Genomic DNA, 14385 nt, shown 5'->3' on the forward strand with positions numbered 1-14385 from the left:
CTTTCCATTAGACTGATTCGAAGAATAAGCTTGTTCAATTTTGAATAACATCAATATAATTGCATTATTGGTATTCAAATTTGAATGGGCGTATTGTGCTAAAATCTCCATATGACTGGGATGACATCCGGGTATTTCTTGCTGTTTATGAAACGGGTTCGTTTTCAGGAGCCGCGAGAGATCTGGGATTGAGTCAACCAACCGTCGGCAGGCGTATCAAATCCTTAGAAGAAGCACTAAATAATCGCCTGTTTGAAAGGTTGTCAGAGGGGTTGTCGCCTACCGAATCTGGTGTGATGTTGGCCTCTAAAGCTTTTCCCATGGCTGAAGCCGCAGAGGACTTAAATCGTCAGAGTGCTTTATTGTCAGCTGAAACCGTTGGGACCGTCCGGGTTTCCATGAATGAGCAGGCTGGGATGTTGTTGTCCGGTCATATCGCCAAAATCAGAGCGGCTCTCCCGGGCATCGAACTGGAATTGATCACGACTCATCTCGAAGCGAGCCTTTCGCGTCGGGAAGCGGATTTACTCATTCGTTTTTGCAAACCAAAACAAGGCAATCTTTATGGTCAAAAGCTCACTGAAATGCCTTTTGCCGTGTTTTCCTCCATCGAGGGTACCGTGCCAGCTGTAAAACATGAAGAAGAACTGGGAGCATGGTTATGGAAAAAAGATCATCCCTGGATTGGTTGGGACGAAGAGCATTCATACCAACCTGATGCTGCGTGGATGAAGGCGACTTTAAAATCTGTTACCCCGGCTATTCGGATAAGCCATGCCATGATGATGCAGACACTGCTGCAAAAAAATCTAGGCATCGGCTTGTTGCCTTCGGCAGCAGGAGATGCCGACCCTCAACTGAAAAGATTAACCCCTGATATACCCGGGCTGCTGAATAATCTCTACCTGATCGTTCATGGGGATTTACGTTTCGTTCCAGCTATTCGTTCTGTTATGGGCGAGATGTTAAATGTTTTGGCGAAAACAACGTCATAAATTTGGCACTTCTCCGCTTTGTTGAGTAGATTTAGGATTTCAAATAGAGCATAGATTGATTATCTGGAATGGATGATTGTCTAATTTTGAGTTTGAAGTATTCGGTATCCTTGATGCCTCTGGCTCGCTTACGGATCATTCCTATACTGACATTACCAGCCTCTATCCTGGCGCTTGTGAGCTTGTGTTTGGCGTAGTTGCAGATGCCCACACAATGTTTCCGTAGGGATTTCGCGAACTTTTTTAGATAGAGCATCTGTGACTGATCTGCTATCAGGCACCAACGTTCCAGTTGCTCCGCCATCGCCTCAAATGAAGCGGCACTCCACAGCAGCTGAAGCTGTTCTTTCAAGACGTAAAGTGCATTCAGGTTGCTATTGCTCTCCAGCAACCTTTGCAGCTTGTCACTTTGTTTTTCACTCAACTTATCCGCATTTTTGAGCAACAGATAATGTGTCCCTTTCATCAACTCTTTACCACTTGGATCGGCCTTTCTGAACTCAAGTCGACGCTGATTATGGATAGCTTTGCTGTAGTTTTTCATGACGTGGAAACGGTCAAATACTATGTCGGCCAACGGCAAGGACTCTCTGACAGCCTTTTGGTAGGCAGGCCCCATATCCATCGCTACGGCCTTTATTTTGCAGGCTGTATCTGGTTGCAGTTGTTTCAAAAACCTTGAAAAAACCTCGGCAGTTCGGCCTGCTTCAACCCAGATCAGATGACCGCCAACCATATCGTAGACCACCGTCATGTAGTCATGACCTTTCGCCCGGGCAACTTCATCTACACCAATATATTCCAAGCCAGTTAGCTCTGCAGGATCAAGCGTAGGGAGAGTTTCAATAAGGTATGCCCTGTCGATATTCTTGACCGTTTCCCATCGTATATCCAAATGTCTGGAAACCGCTTGAATAGACATATGCCGACATAATCCACTGATCAGTCGGCAAAATCGGTGAGTGAAACGGCACCCTTTATCAACAAAATCACACCCCTCAATGCGGCGTTCGCCCTTGTTAATATAAACCTGCGCCAGCTCAATCTCGACCACACAAGGATACCCAAAAAGGGGGATGTCGTTTACTTGTCGGCGGACATGCTGGTTGATGCTTCCCTTCTGGCCTGTAGCAGGGTCTATAGCCCTCCTACGCGCGTCTCGGCTGCAGTGAATGACAATCTTAACACCGCCGTCATCCAGTTTAATTTCATTTACACGTTGCCCTTTGAGGCCTAAAATATGCTGCGAGATGTTGATTGTCATATACCTGCTCTATGTAAAGTTATCAGAAACCATACATATCAACAGGTTACTTGGCGGTCGGCATCTTTTTCTACTCAACAAAGCGGAGAAGTGCCATAAATTTATCACTTAGTTTTAATCCGGTTGCGATCTAAGGGCGCAATGTTCGACCAAGGATATTTGGTCTTCGTTGCTAACCTAGGAGTAACTCATGCAGTCGGCCCCAGTTCACGTCCTTTTTTTGAACACATCGAATACTGCCCGAAGTGTAATGGCAGAAGTTCTTTTACGCGACCTTGCAGGGGGGAGGGCGCGTTGCTTTAGCGCGGGGACGAGCCCTGTTGGTAAATTTTTACCCGAAGTGGAAAATTTACTGAGCCAAAAAGGCTTTGACACAGTCGGAGTGTTTTCTAAGTCGCTGCAATTGTTCTTGGAAGAGGGGGCGCCTCATATTGATCTCGTTGTGACAATTTGTGACTCAAACGAACGGATGCCCGTTCTTGGTCCCCTTGGGGCCCTTCGTGTGCACTGGGAATTACCTAATATTGTCGAAATTTCCTCTACGGAGGAACAAAGCTCTGCGATCAAGGCATCTTATTGCGCACTCGAAGATAGTCTTCGACAGGTGCTTCACCCTTCGTGGCAGGGATTGACGTTAAGAGAGATACAAAGATTGTTTGAAGTTGTCGCTCCTTTAACTCCCATTCTTACGCTTAAGAAAAACAGTGTTCCTGAGAGCTTTATATTTGAACTGGACGTGCCGATGACAGCCTACGCATAAAAAGTGACAAGGGTCCGGGCTCTAGTCAGATTACCGTCAGCCTTCTTCTTTAAAACAGCCTTCAACATGGATTAGTTTTTATCGAGGAATGAAATGCTCCGGCACTCAAGCGATCCCAAATATAGCTCGTACATTTTGAGTTATGTTTCAAATACAAACCATTATTTTGCCCTTGCCCTTAAAGCGATGAAAGTTACTTGTCTCATTGCTGCAGGTCTTTTCTTGTTGTTGCTTAGTGAGGCTGTTGCTGAAGAAACTGTTCAGGAGGAAGTTGAAGTCGGTACCAGAGATTTGGTTGATGCTGCCTTAAGTGACTGGGATTTCTCCCTAGGCGCGGGTGTCGGCATTGGTCCTGATTATGAAGGCTCTGATGATTACGATATCGGAATATTGCCCGTTCTTGAGGCTTCCTGGAGAGATGATACATTTTTCATATCTTCCGAGGCAGGGATTGGTGCGACTCTCTTAAGGTCAGAGCATTTTAGCGCAGGAGTGGCCTTCAATTACGGTGGTGGCCGGGAGGATGGGGATAATAGTGCCCTTCGTGGTCTTGGCGATATCGATAATGGTGTTGAAGTAACTGCCTTTGCAGGACTGGATTTTGATCAATATGCCTTTGGTGTCGATTTAACTCAGGATATTAGCGGGGATGCCAAAGGCACCTTGGCTACTTTTAATGCCGATTATCGCTTTTCATTCCTTGATGAGAGATTGATGTTAGAAGTTGGGCCAGATGTAAGTTGGGCATCCAGTGATTATATGAGCACTTACTTTGGTGTTGATGGAAAGCAGGCCTCCCGTAGCATTTACAATAAATACGATGCGGATGCTGGCCTCAAAGATGTCGGACTGCATTTAAATGCGATGTATGCCTTTGATGAGAATTGGGCTGTTATGGGCGGGGTTGGGTACTCTCGCCTTCTAGGCGATGCAGCTGATAGCCCGATTGTGGATAGCGAAAATCAATTTTTTAGCGCTCTATCCGTCAGTTATTCCTTTTAATCTAAATCCCAATTTGGCCTCCTAATAACGGATTATCCGTTCCGATCCGCCAACTATCCCGAGAGATGAAATGTTGAAGTTTTATTTCTCGGGAGATTTTCTCAATCGATTTGGCCAGTTTTATTAATCAAGAGTTAATAGATTAAATTCTTGTGCTATAGTTACGATCCAAAGCAGAACACGAGGAGGAACGAGAATGATGTTTTCCAGTGATTTCGGCACCGCACGTTACCAGAGTGATAGCGGTTCTGGCTCAGGAGAGACTGGGAATTCTATAGGGGCTTCTGGCGGAGCCGTTAAGGATATCCTTGCGGAGAAAGGCGGGGACATTCACACAATCAATACAAGCCATACCGTTTCAGAAGTGGTTGAGATGCTCAACTCTTTTAAAATTGGTGCACTTGTTGTTGCGGATGAAAATAATCGGCCGATTGGTATCGTTTCTGAACGTGACGTCGTTGTTGGCGTTGGTAAAGAAGGTCTGGCGATCTTTGATATGAAGATCACCGCGATTATGACAGCTGATCCAATTTGTTGTGGCCCTGATGCACGTGTTTACGAAGTTATGCAGAAAATGACCAATGGACGCTTCCGTCATATGCCTGTTGTTGATGATGGAAAGCTGTGTGGCATGATTTCCATTGGTGACGTCGTACGCAAACGTTTGATGGAACTCGAATTCGAAAACGAACAGATGATGGCTTATATGTCGGGATAAGCAAGACCTTTTAAATTGACCCTATTTGGGGAATTTAAGTGTAGCGGCGGAACTATTTAAGTCCCGCCGTTACACTTTTATAACCTACGATATCAAGGCATATCCTGGGCGTGAACCCAGATTAAACCACCTTCTTCTACCTGTGCATTTGTTCCGTCTGGAGCGGGAAGCAATTTTCCGTTGTCGACCAATGCGGCAAAACCCCACCAGCCAGCCTTGGGCATGGCATAATGAAAAACACCATTTTTATCGGCTCTGACTACTTGAGTTATGAAAGGCGATCCCGGTGTTGTAATCTTTCCTTGGCCCCTATACTCGACTTCGATAATGGCATTGGCTTCTGGTTTGCCGTTGTTGAGGACTTGTCCTGAGAAAAGGTTGTTGGTCCATAAGCCGTAAGGGCGACTGAGTGGCATGATTTCTACCGGTAAACCGACAGGTGTTTCCCATCCGTTTTCAAGTCCGTAGGCATTAACCAGGACCTTGGTGTAGTGGATAATCATGGTACGCTCTTCAGCTTCCCAATAGGGGGCTGGGATTAGAAAATAAGTGTAATCACCAGTACGTTTGACCTTATGAGTGGCTTTATAAGATGTGGCCTTAGCCGGGTTTTGCTTGCCTTCAATTTTGATGGCTTGCAGCTCGGATGTCAGGTCGTATTTAATCCCGGTAACTTGAACACCAAACTGTTCTGGAAACTCCATATCCATTAAGGGAGCGCCTTCCATCGGGTGTGTAAACCTGATGTCAAATGCCAGAGTGCTCTGTTTACTTTTTGTAATAAGAGGACGGGAAGGAATTATTTCGAGGAAATGTGCACTGACTGTTGTTGGTGCCATTGCCATTATCATTACACCCATGGAAATCATGAGAGATAGTCTTATTAATAACATGGTACGCGCCTTGTCAAAATAGTTATGACAATGTCAGAGCCTAGCTAATCTAGACTTTTGGCATCGTCGACAGGCACGCCACACGACGGAAAACCGCCCCAATGAAACACCCCGTTCATCAGACTGGTGACGTTATGGCGGCAGGTCTCCTGGCTTATGGCTTAAACAAAATCAAATACTATTAGCCATATACAGTTGCGGGGGCAGCCACGGCTTAAGATCCCCTGATGGGTAAATCTCTCCGTATTCCCTATTATTCCCAAGTCAAATTTGCACTTGGAAAACCGACACGGACGCAGTTTGTCGATCCGATGACCCAGGGTCAATCATGAAAATAACCCAAATAGAATTATTGTGATATTGCTAGAGAGAACCGCGTGTCCTTTTACTATCTGACAATAAGGCTCTGGTTTGCAGAGAGGCGAGATCTCTGGCCCAGCTATCAGGGGCATCCGGGAAGAGGCTATAGAATCCAATGTAACCGGAATAATCGATAACCGCGTAATTGCGAGCAGCTTCTGGGGAAAGATCCGAGGCTTTTTCGTACATTCCTGCAAGCAAGTCGAGACGGATGGAATCCACTCTTTGTACAGTTTCGCGTACGACCTCATCCGATTGAGCCCATGTCCGCATGGCAACATCGGCAGCGATATCTTTCTCAAACGCGAGGTTGAAGAGCATTTCATACTGTGCTTCAGGATCTTCCACATCTTTGATTTCAGCGAAAAGATCTTCCGTGAAATCTTTTTCCCAGAAAGCGAGCAGGGCAATTTTAAAGGAATTGAAGTCCTTGAAATGATGATAAAAGCTACCTTTTGTCAATCTGATTTCTCTGCAAAGCCGAGCAATATTAAGAGCTTGCGCACCCTCCTTTGCGAGAAGAGTCATTGCAGCCTGAAGCCAATTGATGTTCCCGGGTGAGCTTTTTTGTATCGACATAGTGGTCACTTTAAACAGATTAATTATCAAAATTAGGCGGCATACCTATCAGTATGGTTGTTTGGCGCAATTTTCCAAGCCCTAGTTATTGTTGCTTGCACTTTTTTTCTGTCTGCATAAACTGCGGCTATGCATGGTTCCCCAAGGGTGAAGTCGCCCGGGGATTAAAAGGGAACACGGATTAATCTGCCCATCAGGGGATTTCAAGCCGTGGCTGCCCCCGCAACTGTGAACGGTGAGTTCTTACCAATTACGATCACTGGCTTTATGCCGGGAAGGTCTGGTAATGGAGCAACGATCCGTGAGCCAGGAGACCTGCCGGCATAATGTCACTAAACCGTAGGGCGGGGAGTACCATCGGTGACGGACATCCGTTTGTGGCGTGCCTTTGAGCCGAGCTACTGGATATGATCAATCAGGATAAACCTGATGTTCGTGTAAACGGGATGTCTGTATTGCATTTTCCCGTATCCAATATGCTCCGTTAGGAACGTTGCCGTTAATAAGAATATTGACGGCTAGGAGATATGTGAACGAGATGAAAAAAGTTCTCTTTTGTGGTGTTGTCGCAGCTGGCCTCGCAGCCTTTGTTTCAGGTGCACAAGCGCACTTTCAATTGATTTTCACACCAGAATCAATGCTTGAGAAGGGTGGTAAGCTTACCCTTAAAATGCCATTTACCCACCCCTCAGAGTCTGGCCATGTTATGGATATGGGGACGCCGCAAGAATTCTATTCAATCCGGAAGGGTAAAAAGACAGATCTGATGGACAAGCTGAAGCCTATTGAATGGACCAGCAGCCAAAACACAGGTAAAGCCTACGAAGCTGAAGTAAAATTACGCGGTCTTGGCGATAATATTTTTGTCCTAAACCCAGCACCGTTTTATGAAGCAAGCGAAGATATTTTTATTCAGCAGATTACCAAATCCTACATAAATGTTGGTGACCTTCCAACTGACTGGCCAGAAGTACAGGCGCTCAAAACTGAGATTCGTCCTCTAACGAAACCCTATAATGTCATCGCAGGGGGTACTTTCTCTGGCATTGTTCTTTCTGAAGGAAAACCAGTTCCATTTGCCGAGATTGAAATTGAATACATCAATTTTGAACCGGATATGGAAAACAACAAATTTGCTGAAATGGGGAAGATCTCCTCCGCCGCACATGCTATCCGTTCAGATGCTTCTGGAACGTTCACCTTTGGTGTTCCTAAAGCAGGTATTTGGGGTATTGCCGCACTTGGTGCCGGGCCAGATACAGAATATGAAGGCAAAGAGCTTTCTCAGGATGCAGTTATCTGGATCCAGGCTCGCAACGTTGATTAGGGATTGGACGAGCGATGCATATCGTTGATGGTGCTTTGTCAAATCCGGTGTTGATTGGTGGTGGCATCCTTGCCGCCACCGGCGTCGCCTATAGTTTGAAAAAGCTAGAGCCTGAAGACCTTCCGCGTGTTGGTGTTCTCTCCGCGGTCTTTTTTGTCGTCTCTCTTATCCATGTCCCTCTTGGGTTTTCCTCCGTGCACCTGATCTTAAATGGTTTGCTTGGAATTATACTCGGATGGGCAGCTTTTCCTGCTTTGGCCGTGGCTTTGTTACTACAGGCAATCTTTTTTGGCTTTGGTGGTATCACGGTCCTGGGAGTGAATGCTGTCAATATTGCTTTCCCTGCGGTTATGGTTTTTTACCTCTGTCGCTGGGGGCTCAGTGCTGAGCGATATAAACTCGCAAAATTAGTTGCTGATGGTTTGTTCGCCGCTTTCTTCATTGTATCCGTATGGGCCGGGTATGCTCTATATGAGGCTTATCAAGTAGAGGGAGCTACATGGCGGGTTTCCGTTAATAGTATATCCTTGGCACTTTTTGCATTGGTCATGATTGGCGGTTACGTGTTGTATCGACGCGGAACGTTATCCGTCGCGGGGTTTTGGGGTTTCCTCGGGGGCTCTCTTTCGATTTTCTTTACCGCAATTATGGTTGCGATATCTCTGGCTCTATCCGGGGATGAGTTTGCCAAAGCAGCTGAGTTTGTCATCGTTGCTCACTTCCCCGTTATGGCGGTGGAAGGAATTTTAACCGCCGCAACCATTCAACTGATCACCAAAGTTAAACCGGAGCTCGTTCATGCAGTACGGTAAATCTACAATTTTCGGGTTGGTTTTTGCGGCTGTATTTACAGTTGGCACTATGACAAATGCCTGGGCACACAAAGTTATTTCGGCGGCCTATCCCGATGGCAATCTTATCGAAGGTGAAATCGGTTTTTCCAGTGGTGACATGGCAACGAATGTACCCATCGTGATTACGGACCCAGATGGAAACAAGTTGGGTGAAATAACAACTGATGATGAAGGTCTCTTTGCTTTTACCGCAACGCAGAGGGTCGATCATATTTTTCGTGCTGATTTAAGTGCGGGGCATGTTGCCACCTTTACGGTACTCGCAGATGAGTTGCCAGACGATCTTGCAGGTGGGGAAGCCAAGTCCTCAGTCACGTCGACGACGTCTAACGCCGTTGATGTCGTTAAAAATTCGGTTTCTGTTTCAGATAAGTCAGATTTGATTGTAATTGATCAAATTGCCTTGGAAAAATTGATCTCTAAGGCGACAAAGGAAACTCGGTCTCTACGTAAAGATCTGGTTCAGTACAAGGAAGAACGTCGCATGCAGGATATACTGGGCGGGATAGGGTATATCCTCGGGATCTTTGGTATTGCATCTTTCTTACTTGGGCGGCGGAAGCCAGCAAAGGAAGCTTAAAATGACACAGGTGTTGGGCGAAGTTTCTCAGTCGTGGACTGTGAAAAATGATCAAAGTAAGTCTGAAGCTTTTCTCAACAGCCTGGATCCACGGGTGCGTTTTGTCTCTTGTGTTCTTTTTGCTTTTTTAATTTCAGCTATGCACGATTTGGGAGCGCTCACCCTTGCCTTAAGTATTGGGGTGGGACTTTCTCTTTCGGCGCGCCTTCCTCTTTGGACGACGATGCGCAAGGTGATAGTTGTTGATTCTTTTATTGTCGTCCTGCTTCTGACTTTACCTTTTACGATGCCAGGAGAAACCGTATTCACCCTTTGGGGCTGGGATGCCAGCCGTGAGGGATTGTATCGCGCTGCAGAAGTCGGATTGAAAGCAAATGCTATTCTGTTCTCTTTGATGGGGCTGCTGGGCATTATGGAGCCATCGGTTCTTGGCCACGCCCTATATCGGCTTAAGGTTCCGGTGAAACTTGTACATCTGTTTCTTTTCACCGTGCGATACATTGATGTTTTTTACAAAGAATATAAAACAATGCGCATGGCCATGAAGGCGCGTGGGTTTCATCCCAAAACGGATTTGCATACCTTGCGATCAATTGGCTATCTCATTGGCATGATGTTGGTGCGAAGCCTGGAACGATCTGATCGAATTATGGAAGCCATGAAATGCAGAGGTTTTGATGGACGGTTTCATATCCTTAACGACATGAAAACAAACCAGAGAGATTTAGGTTTTGGTATTGCAGTGTTTATTACGATGATCGGCCTGTTGGTCGTGGAGTATCTTTAATGTCCTCTCTAATTTCTCTACGTGGTCTACACTTTTCTTACGCGAGTGGTCTCGATGTCTTAAGTGGCGTAGATTTTGACCTTCATGCTGGAGAACGCGTGGCTCTTACCGGGAGTAATGGTGCTGGGAAAAGTACCTTGTTGCGATTGATCAACGGTCTCGAGACACCAAAGAGCGGTGAAATTCATGCTTTTGGTTCTGTTCGGCAGCAAGAAAAAGATTTCCGCGAAGTAAGAGTCCGCGCTGGCTTGGTTTTTCAGGATCCAGACGATCAGCTTTTCTGCCCAACGGTTGCAGAAGACCTTGCATTTGGCCCTTTAAACCTTGGAAAGTCACGACAAGAAGTTGTCAGTATCGTTGGGAAGACTCTCGAAATGCTGAAGCTTGAACACCTCGCTGACAGGATTACTCATAAGCTGTCAGGTGGGCAAAAAAGATTGGTTGCCCTCGCGACGGTTATGGCGCTGGAGCCTGATGTTCTTTTACTGGATGAGCCCACAAATGATCTTGATCGTGATACCAAGCAACATTTAATAACGTTATTGTCCGAATTGCCGCAGGCTATGATTATAGTATCTCATAACCATCACTTCTTGAACAAGGTGGCAACGCGCCAGGTTGAGTTATCTAACGGTCGGTTACTCGAACAGGCTGCCTGACGAGGAATAAAAGCCTCTATCTCTTTTGAATTGCCATTTTTAAGTCACGGAAAGACCATCTTTCTTTGGAATATTACTCGCTAGAAGATTAAATCTCTAGCTGTTGGATGGGTCCTTAAGTGAATAAGAATCCTCATTTTCTTTGAAATAAAAAATATTTCCATAAGCCAAAGTTATAATTAACTTTTAACTTATTATGGCGTAGACTAAGAAAAGCTTCCCAGAGACTATTCTGTGATAAGAGAAAGGCAGTCGGTTGTCCGCGGCGTCCTCAGTATTTCGTACCCTTGTTAAAAAACCTCTTTTCGTTGCAATAACCATAATCCTGTTTGGGTTTTCAGGTGTATTGTATGCCCAAGACACTCCTATATTTCGAATAGGAACCGGCGCAACAATCGGAAATTATTTTCCTATTGGTGGGATCATTGCGAGCTCAATTAGTAAACCTGTTGGTTCTAGAGATTGTGATAAAGGCGGCAGTTGTGGCGTTGATGGACTTTTGTCAGTCAGTGTCTCTACCGAAGGATCTGTTGCAAACGTCCTGGGGATAGCTGATGGAACACTAGAAGGCGGGTTTGCCCAGGCCGATGTGGTCTACTGGGCTCTTCGCGGCGAGCATGTGTTTCGTACAAGAGGGGCCATTGGCAATCTAAGGAGTGTGGCCAACCTCTACCCAGAGGCGATGCATCTGGTCGTAAGTTTTCACAGCGGGATCAGAACCCTGGAAGATTTAGCGGACAAGAAATTGTCTATAGGTCCTGCTGGATCAGGAACAAATGCCGGTGCCCAGCTGGTTCTGGAAACCAGAAATATTCGCGTTCCAAAAGAGAACATGCTGACGTTATCCAATAGCGAGGCTTATGAGGCGATACTCACTGGCGAAATAGATGCCTTCTTTGTGATTGCGGGAACTCCTGCTCGGTTGGTAAGTGCGCTTACGGATCAGCATAAAGTTTCGCTTCTCTCTCTAAGCCAAACAGATGTCGATGTCTTGCACGATATTTATCCATTTTTCTCTGGGGGGACAATTGATGTCGGTACATATAATACAGTCCCAGATACTCTGGCCTTAATGGTCCCTGCTCAGTTTTTAGTTCGAGAGGATATGGACGAGAAACTGATTTACGGGATTACAAAAGCACTTTGGCATGAAACAACTGCGAGAAATCTTGAAAAAGGCCACACTCTGGGCCGCTTCATTACGCTTGATACCGCTCTTGACGGTTTAATTATGCCGCTTCATCCCGGTGCTGAAAGGTTTTATCGTGAAATCGGTCTGATTGGTGATCACGTTATTAAAAAAGAAGAACCAGAGGACGAGATCTCGGAAGAAACAACAGAAGAAACAACGGCCCTCGAACCGACGGTTACTGAAGAGAGTGAGCAGGAGCCTGCTTCCGTAGAGTAGACGGCCTATGGTGATGTTTGGGAATTTCCTTTAGATGATTTTTCTTATTTCTATCCGCTGAGCATTCCTTTGACACACCACGTGGGCGTCAAATTTCATGAATTTTCGTGCAGCTTTGATCTTAAGCCGTATAATCAGTGCATTCTTTTTTAAGGGATGTGTTCTTCCCATTTTAGCTAATTCATATACAGAAGGTAAGTTATGAGCTTCCAGTTGATCGAAGGTTCAGCCGAACAAACAATTCCATTGGTTTTTATTAATAAAAAACAGCTCGACGAACGCCTGCAGGAAAGCGGCCCTTCGGCACTATGGATGTCTGCGAATAACTTTAAAGCTGGTGAAGGCGAAATTTGCACACTGCCTGATCCTGACGGCGGGATCGCTTCCGTTGTGGTTGGCCTGGGTGATCGGGATACGCCTGGTATCTGGACGACCGCAGGGCTAAGTCATTCGCTCCCACAAGGGAATTATTACCTTAAAGATAACCAAGCGAGTGATGTCGCAACTGAGATTGCTCTGGGATGGGCAATAGGCAGTTATCAGTTTACCCGATACAAGCAGACAGATCGTATTCTTGCTTCGCTAGTTTGGCCTGAGAAGGCTGATAAGAAGCACGTCCTCTCGCTGGCAAGTGGGGTTCATCTCACAAGAGATCTTATTAATACGCCAAGTAACGATATGGGACCGGAAGAACTTGCTACAGCAGCTTCTCAATTGGCAGGTGAGTTTGAAGCCGACTGCAATGTTATTGTCGGAGACGATCTTCTTCAGGCTAATTACCCAGCTATTTATGAAGTGGGTAAAGCATCTGACCGTGCTCCCCGGCTGATCGATTTCAGATGGGGTGATAAAGGGCCAAAGGTTACGTTGGTTGGCAAGGGCGTTTGTTTCGATACTGGGGGACTGGATCTAAAATCAGCCGCTGGTATGCTGATGATGAAAAAAGACATGGGAGGTGCAGCTCATGTCCTTGGTATCGCCGCAGCCATCATGGAGAGTAATCTAACCTGTCAGTTGCGGGTTTTGATTCCGGCTGTTGAGAATGCAGTATCAGGAAATGCCTTCCGTCCTTCAGATGTGATTAAGACCAGAAAAGGTCTGACAGTTGAGGTCGGGAATACTGATGCTGAAGGGCGTTTGGTTCTTTGTGATGCCCTGGCCGAAGCGGTTCGCACCAAGCCTGATGTTATTATCGATTTTGCCACCCTTACGGGGGCGGCGCGTGTTGCCTTGGGCACAGACCTTCCTGCGATGTTCTGTAACGACGATGAAATTGCTGACAGCCTGCGCAGACATTCCGTCGAATGTGATGATCAAGTTTGGCGGATGCCGTTACACCAGCCTTATCGGAAGCTGCTGGATAGTAAAATTGCCGATCTTAATAACATATCTGGCGGCCCTTATGGTGGGGCGATTACTGCCGCACTCTATCTAGAAGAGTTTGTTGGAAAAGAGATCTCGTGGGCTCACTTTGATGTCATGGCCTATAACACTTCTTCACGTCCTGGCCGACCTGAAGGTGGCGAGGCAATGGGACTAAGAGCCGTTTATTCGATGATCAAGGAAATGGTAAGTTAGGGTGTGAATTTTTTGCATCTCTGGGTTGCCAATAGAGATTGGGAAGATTCTCTTATTTTGTGCTATTGTGCCTAGGAAATATGGTTTCTAAATTTGCTATCTTACATATGGAGTATGACAATGTTTGATAAGATCCTTTGTGCTGTTGATGGTTCTGACCACAGTATGCGTGCTGTTGAAAAAGCTTCTGCTTTGGCTATGAAATTTGAGGGTGAGTTGATTTTTCTTACCGTCGCAAAAGCAGTGAAAATGAACGAAGGGTTGCGCCGTTTTATGGAAGTTGAGCATGTATCCGGACAGGATGCGCAATATGTTTTGGACTCTTTCAGCCAGGAAGTTTTGACTGAAGCAAAAGAGATTGCCCAAAAAATTGGCGTTAAAAACATCAAAACAGAAGTCAAAGTAGGCCCACCTGCCCGGACAATTGTTGAATACGCGAATGAGAAAGATGTTAATGCAGTGGTGATGGGGAGCCGTGGTCACGGTGATCTAGAATCTCTCTTGCTTGGATCTGTTTCACATAAGGTGGCCAGTTTAAGTAAGGTTACCTGCGTAACCGTTCGATAAATACAGGATTAGCTTGAGCCGGACCTTACTTTCGTTCTAGAATCATTGCGAATG

16 protein-coding genes and 2 riboswitches are annotated in these 14385 nt (G+C 45.9%); of the genes, 13 read left to right on the forward strand and 3 right to left on the reverse strand.

Going from position 1 to position 14385, the window contains the following annotated elements; translation table 11 throughout:
* Positions 1 to 95: 95 nt before the first annotated feature.
* Positions 96 to 995 (forward strand): LysR family transcriptional regulator, encoded by a 900-nt coding sequence (locus ACOGW3_RS14060; protein WP_419903550.1) that lies wholly within the window; start codon positions 96 to 98, stop codon positions 993 to 995.
* Between the two features lie 31 nt (positions 996 to 1026).
* On the opposite strand, the gene ACOGW3_RS14065 is transcribed toward ACOGW3_RS14060, so the two are convergent.
* Positions 1027 to 2259 (reverse strand): ISL3 family transposase, encoded by a 1233-nt coding sequence (locus tag ACOGW3_RS14065; RefSeq protein ID WP_419901077.1) that lies wholly within the window; start codon positions 2257 to 2259, stop codon positions 1027 to 1029.
* On the opposite strand from ACOGW3_RS14065, the gene ACOGW3_RS14070 reads away from it, so the two are divergent.
* The 4 genes from ACOGW3_RS14070 (at position 2246) to ACOGW3_RS14085 (ending at position 4739) form a co-directional block, all read left to right on the forward strand.
* Positions 2246 to 2371: a hypothetical protein gene (locus ACOGW3_RS14070; protein WP_419903551.1), complete on the forward strand. Its 126-nt coding sequence runs from the start codon at positions 2246 to 2248 to the stop codon at positions 2369 to 2371. The genes ACOGW3_RS14065 and ACOGW3_RS14070 overlap by 14 nt on opposite strands.
* A 78-nt stretch (positions 2372 to 2449) precedes the next feature.
* A complete protein-coding gene (locus tag ACOGW3_RS14075) occupies positions 2450 to 3019 on the forward strand; it encodes a hypothetical protein (protein ID WP_419903552.1) in 570 nt (189 codons plus the stop codon).
* 93 nt (positions 3020 to 3112) lie between these two features.
* On the forward strand, positions 3113 to 4021 hold the full coding sequence (locus ACOGW3_RS14080; protein WP_419903553.1) for a MipA/OmpV family protein: 909 nt from the start codon (positions 3113 to 3115) through the stop codon (positions 4019 to 4021).
* 196 nt (positions 4022 to 4217) lie between these two features.
* Positions 4218 to 4739, forward strand: coding sequence for a CBS domain-containing protein (locus tag ACOGW3_RS14085; protein ID WP_419903554.1), 522 nt, complete (start codon positions 4218 to 4220; stop codon positions 4737 to 4739).
* Between the two features lie 92 nt (positions 4740 to 4831).
* Here the strand turns inward: ACOGW3_RS14085 and ACOGW3_RS14090 are convergent, their stop codons facing one another.
* Together ACOGW3_RS14090 and ACOGW3_RS14095 are read right to left on the reverse strand one after the other, a co-directional pair.
* Positions 4832 to 5632, reverse strand: a complete 801-nt coding sequence (locus ACOGW3_RS14090; protein WP_419903555.1) for a DUF4198 domain-containing protein — start codon at positions 5630 to 5632, stop codon at positions 4832 to 4834.
* Positions 5633 to 5753: 121 nt separating this feature from the next.
* Positions 5754 to 5936, reverse strand: a riboswitch (cobalamin riboswitch).
* A gap of 59 nt (positions 5937 to 5995) precedes the next feature.
* Positions 5996 to 6571, reverse strand: a complete 576-nt coding sequence (locus ACOGW3_RS14095; RefSeq protein WP_419903556.1) for a TetR/AcrR family transcriptional regulator — start codon at positions 6569 to 6571, stop codon at positions 5996 to 5998.
* 117 nt (positions 6572 to 6688) lie between these two features.
* Positions 6689 to 6909, forward strand: a riboswitch (cobalamin riboswitch).
* 200 nt (positions 6910 to 7109) lie between these two features.
* On the opposite strand from ACOGW3_RS14095, the gene ACOGW3_RS14100 reads away from it, so the two are divergent.
* The 8 genes from ACOGW3_RS14100 (at position 7110) to ACOGW3_RS14135 (ending at position 14331) form a co-directional block, all read left to right on the forward strand.
* Complete coding sequence (locus tag ACOGW3_RS14100; RefSeq protein WP_419903557.1) at positions 7110 to 7898, forward strand: DUF4198 domain-containing protein; 789 nt, start codon at positions 7110 to 7112, stop codon at positions 7896 to 7898.
* Positions 7899 to 7912: 14 nt separating this feature from the next.
* Positions 7913 to 8710, forward strand: a complete 798-nt coding sequence (cbiM, locus tag ACOGW3_RS14105; protein WP_419903558.1) for a cobalt transporter CbiM — start codon at positions 7913 to 7915, stop codon at positions 8708 to 8710.
* Positions 8697 to 9332 (forward strand): cobalt ABC transporter permease, encoded by a 636-nt coding sequence (locus ACOGW3_RS14110; protein ID WP_419903559.1) that lies wholly within the window; start codon positions 8697 to 8699, stop codon positions 9330 to 9332. Before cbiM ends, ACOGW3_RS14110 begins: the two co-directional genes overlap by 14 nt.
* A gap of 1 nt (position 9333) precedes the next feature.
* Positions 9334 to 10119 (forward strand): cobalt ECF transporter T component CbiQ, encoded by a 786-nt coding sequence (gene cbiQ / locus ACOGW3_RS14115; RefSeq protein WP_419903560.1) that lies wholly within the window; start codon positions 9334 to 9336, stop codon positions 10117 to 10119.
* Complete coding sequence (locus tag ACOGW3_RS14120) at positions 10119 to 10778, forward strand: energy-coupling factor ABC transporter ATP-binding protein (RefSeq protein ID WP_419903561.1); 660 nt, start codon at positions 10119 to 10121, stop codon at positions 10776 to 10778. The genes cbiQ and ACOGW3_RS14120 overlap by 1 nt, the downstream gene beginning before the upstream one ends.
* 256 nt (positions 10779 to 11034) lie before the next feature.
* Positions 11035 to 12186, forward strand: a complete 1152-nt coding sequence (locus ACOGW3_RS14125) for a TAXI family TRAP transporter solute-binding subunit (protein WP_419903562.1) — start codon at positions 11035 to 11037, stop codon at positions 12184 to 12186.
* 201 nt (positions 12187 to 12387) lie between these two features.
* Positions 12388 to 13764: a leucyl aminopeptidase family protein gene (locus ACOGW3_RS14130; protein ID WP_419903563.1), complete on the forward strand. Its 1377-nt coding sequence runs from the start codon at positions 12388 to 12390 to the stop codon at positions 13762 to 13764.
* 120 nt (positions 13765 to 13884) lie between these two features.
* On the forward strand, positions 13885 to 14331 hold the full coding sequence (locus tag ACOGW3_RS14135; protein ID WP_419903564.1) for a universal stress protein: 447 nt from the start codon (positions 13885 to 13887) through the stop codon (positions 14329 to 14331).
* The last annotated feature ends 54 nt before the right edge of the window (positions 14332 to 14385 follow it).

Source organism: Kiloniella sp. (assembly GCF_965205715.1).
GTDB lineage: Bacteria > Pseudomonadota > Alphaproteobacteria > Kiloniellales > Kiloniellaceae > Kiloniella.

Coding starts and splice junctions, on each gene's coding strand:
- ACOGW3_RS14070 (WP_419903551.1), top strand. CDS start 2,246: ATGTTGATTGTCATATACCTGCTCTATGTAAAGTTATCAGAAACCATA.
- ACOGW3_RS14065 (WP_419901077.1), bottom strand. CDS start 2,259: ATGACAATCAACATCTCGCAGCATATTTTAGGCCTCAAAGGGCAACGT.
- ACOGW3_RS14075 (WP_419903552.1), top strand. CDS start 2,450: ATGCAGTCGGCCCCAGTTCACGTCCTTTTTTTGAACACATCGAATACT.
- ACOGW3_RS14080 (WP_419903553.1), top strand. CDS start 3,113: ATGCTCCGGCACTCAAGCGATCCCAAATATAGCTCGTACATTTTGAGT.
- ACOGW3_RS14085 (WP_419903554.1), top strand. CDS start 4,218: ATGATGTTTTCCAGTGATTTCGGCACCGCACGTTACCAGAGTGATAGC.
- ACOGW3_RS14090 (WP_419903555.1), bottom strand. CDS start 5,632: ATGTTATTAATAAGACTATCTCTCATGATTTCCATGGGTGTAATGATA.
- ACOGW3_RS14095 (WP_419903556.1), bottom strand. CDS start 6,571: ATGTCGATACAAAAAAGCTCACCCGGGAACATCAATTGGCTTCAGGCT.
- ACOGW3_RS14100 (WP_419903557.1), top strand. CDS start 7,110: ATGAAAAAAGTTCTCTTTTGTGGTGTTGTCGCAGCTGGCCTCGCAGCC.
- cbiM (WP_419903558.1), top strand. CDS start 7,913: ATGCATATCGTTGATGGTGCTTTGTCAAATCCGGTGTTGATTGGTGGT.
- ACOGW3_RS14110 (WP_419903559.1), top strand. CDS start 8,697: ATGCAGTACGGTAAATCTACAATTTTCGGGTTGGTTTTTGCGGCTGTA.
- cbiQ (WP_419903560.1), top strand. CDS start 9,334: ATGACACAGGTGTTGGGCGAAGTTTCTCAGTCGTGGACTGTGAAAAAT.
- ACOGW3_RS14120 (WP_419903561.1), top strand. CDS start 10,119: ATGTCCTCTCTAATTTCTCTACGTGGTCTACACTTTTCTTACGCGAGT.
- ACOGW3_RS14130 (WP_419903563.1), top strand. CDS start 12,388: ATGAGCTTCCAGTTGATCGAAGGTTCAGCCGAACAAACAATTCCATTG.
- ACOGW3_RS14135 (WP_419903564.1), top strand. CDS start 13,885: ATGTTTGATAAGATCCTTTGTGCTGTTGATGGTTCTGACCACAGTATG.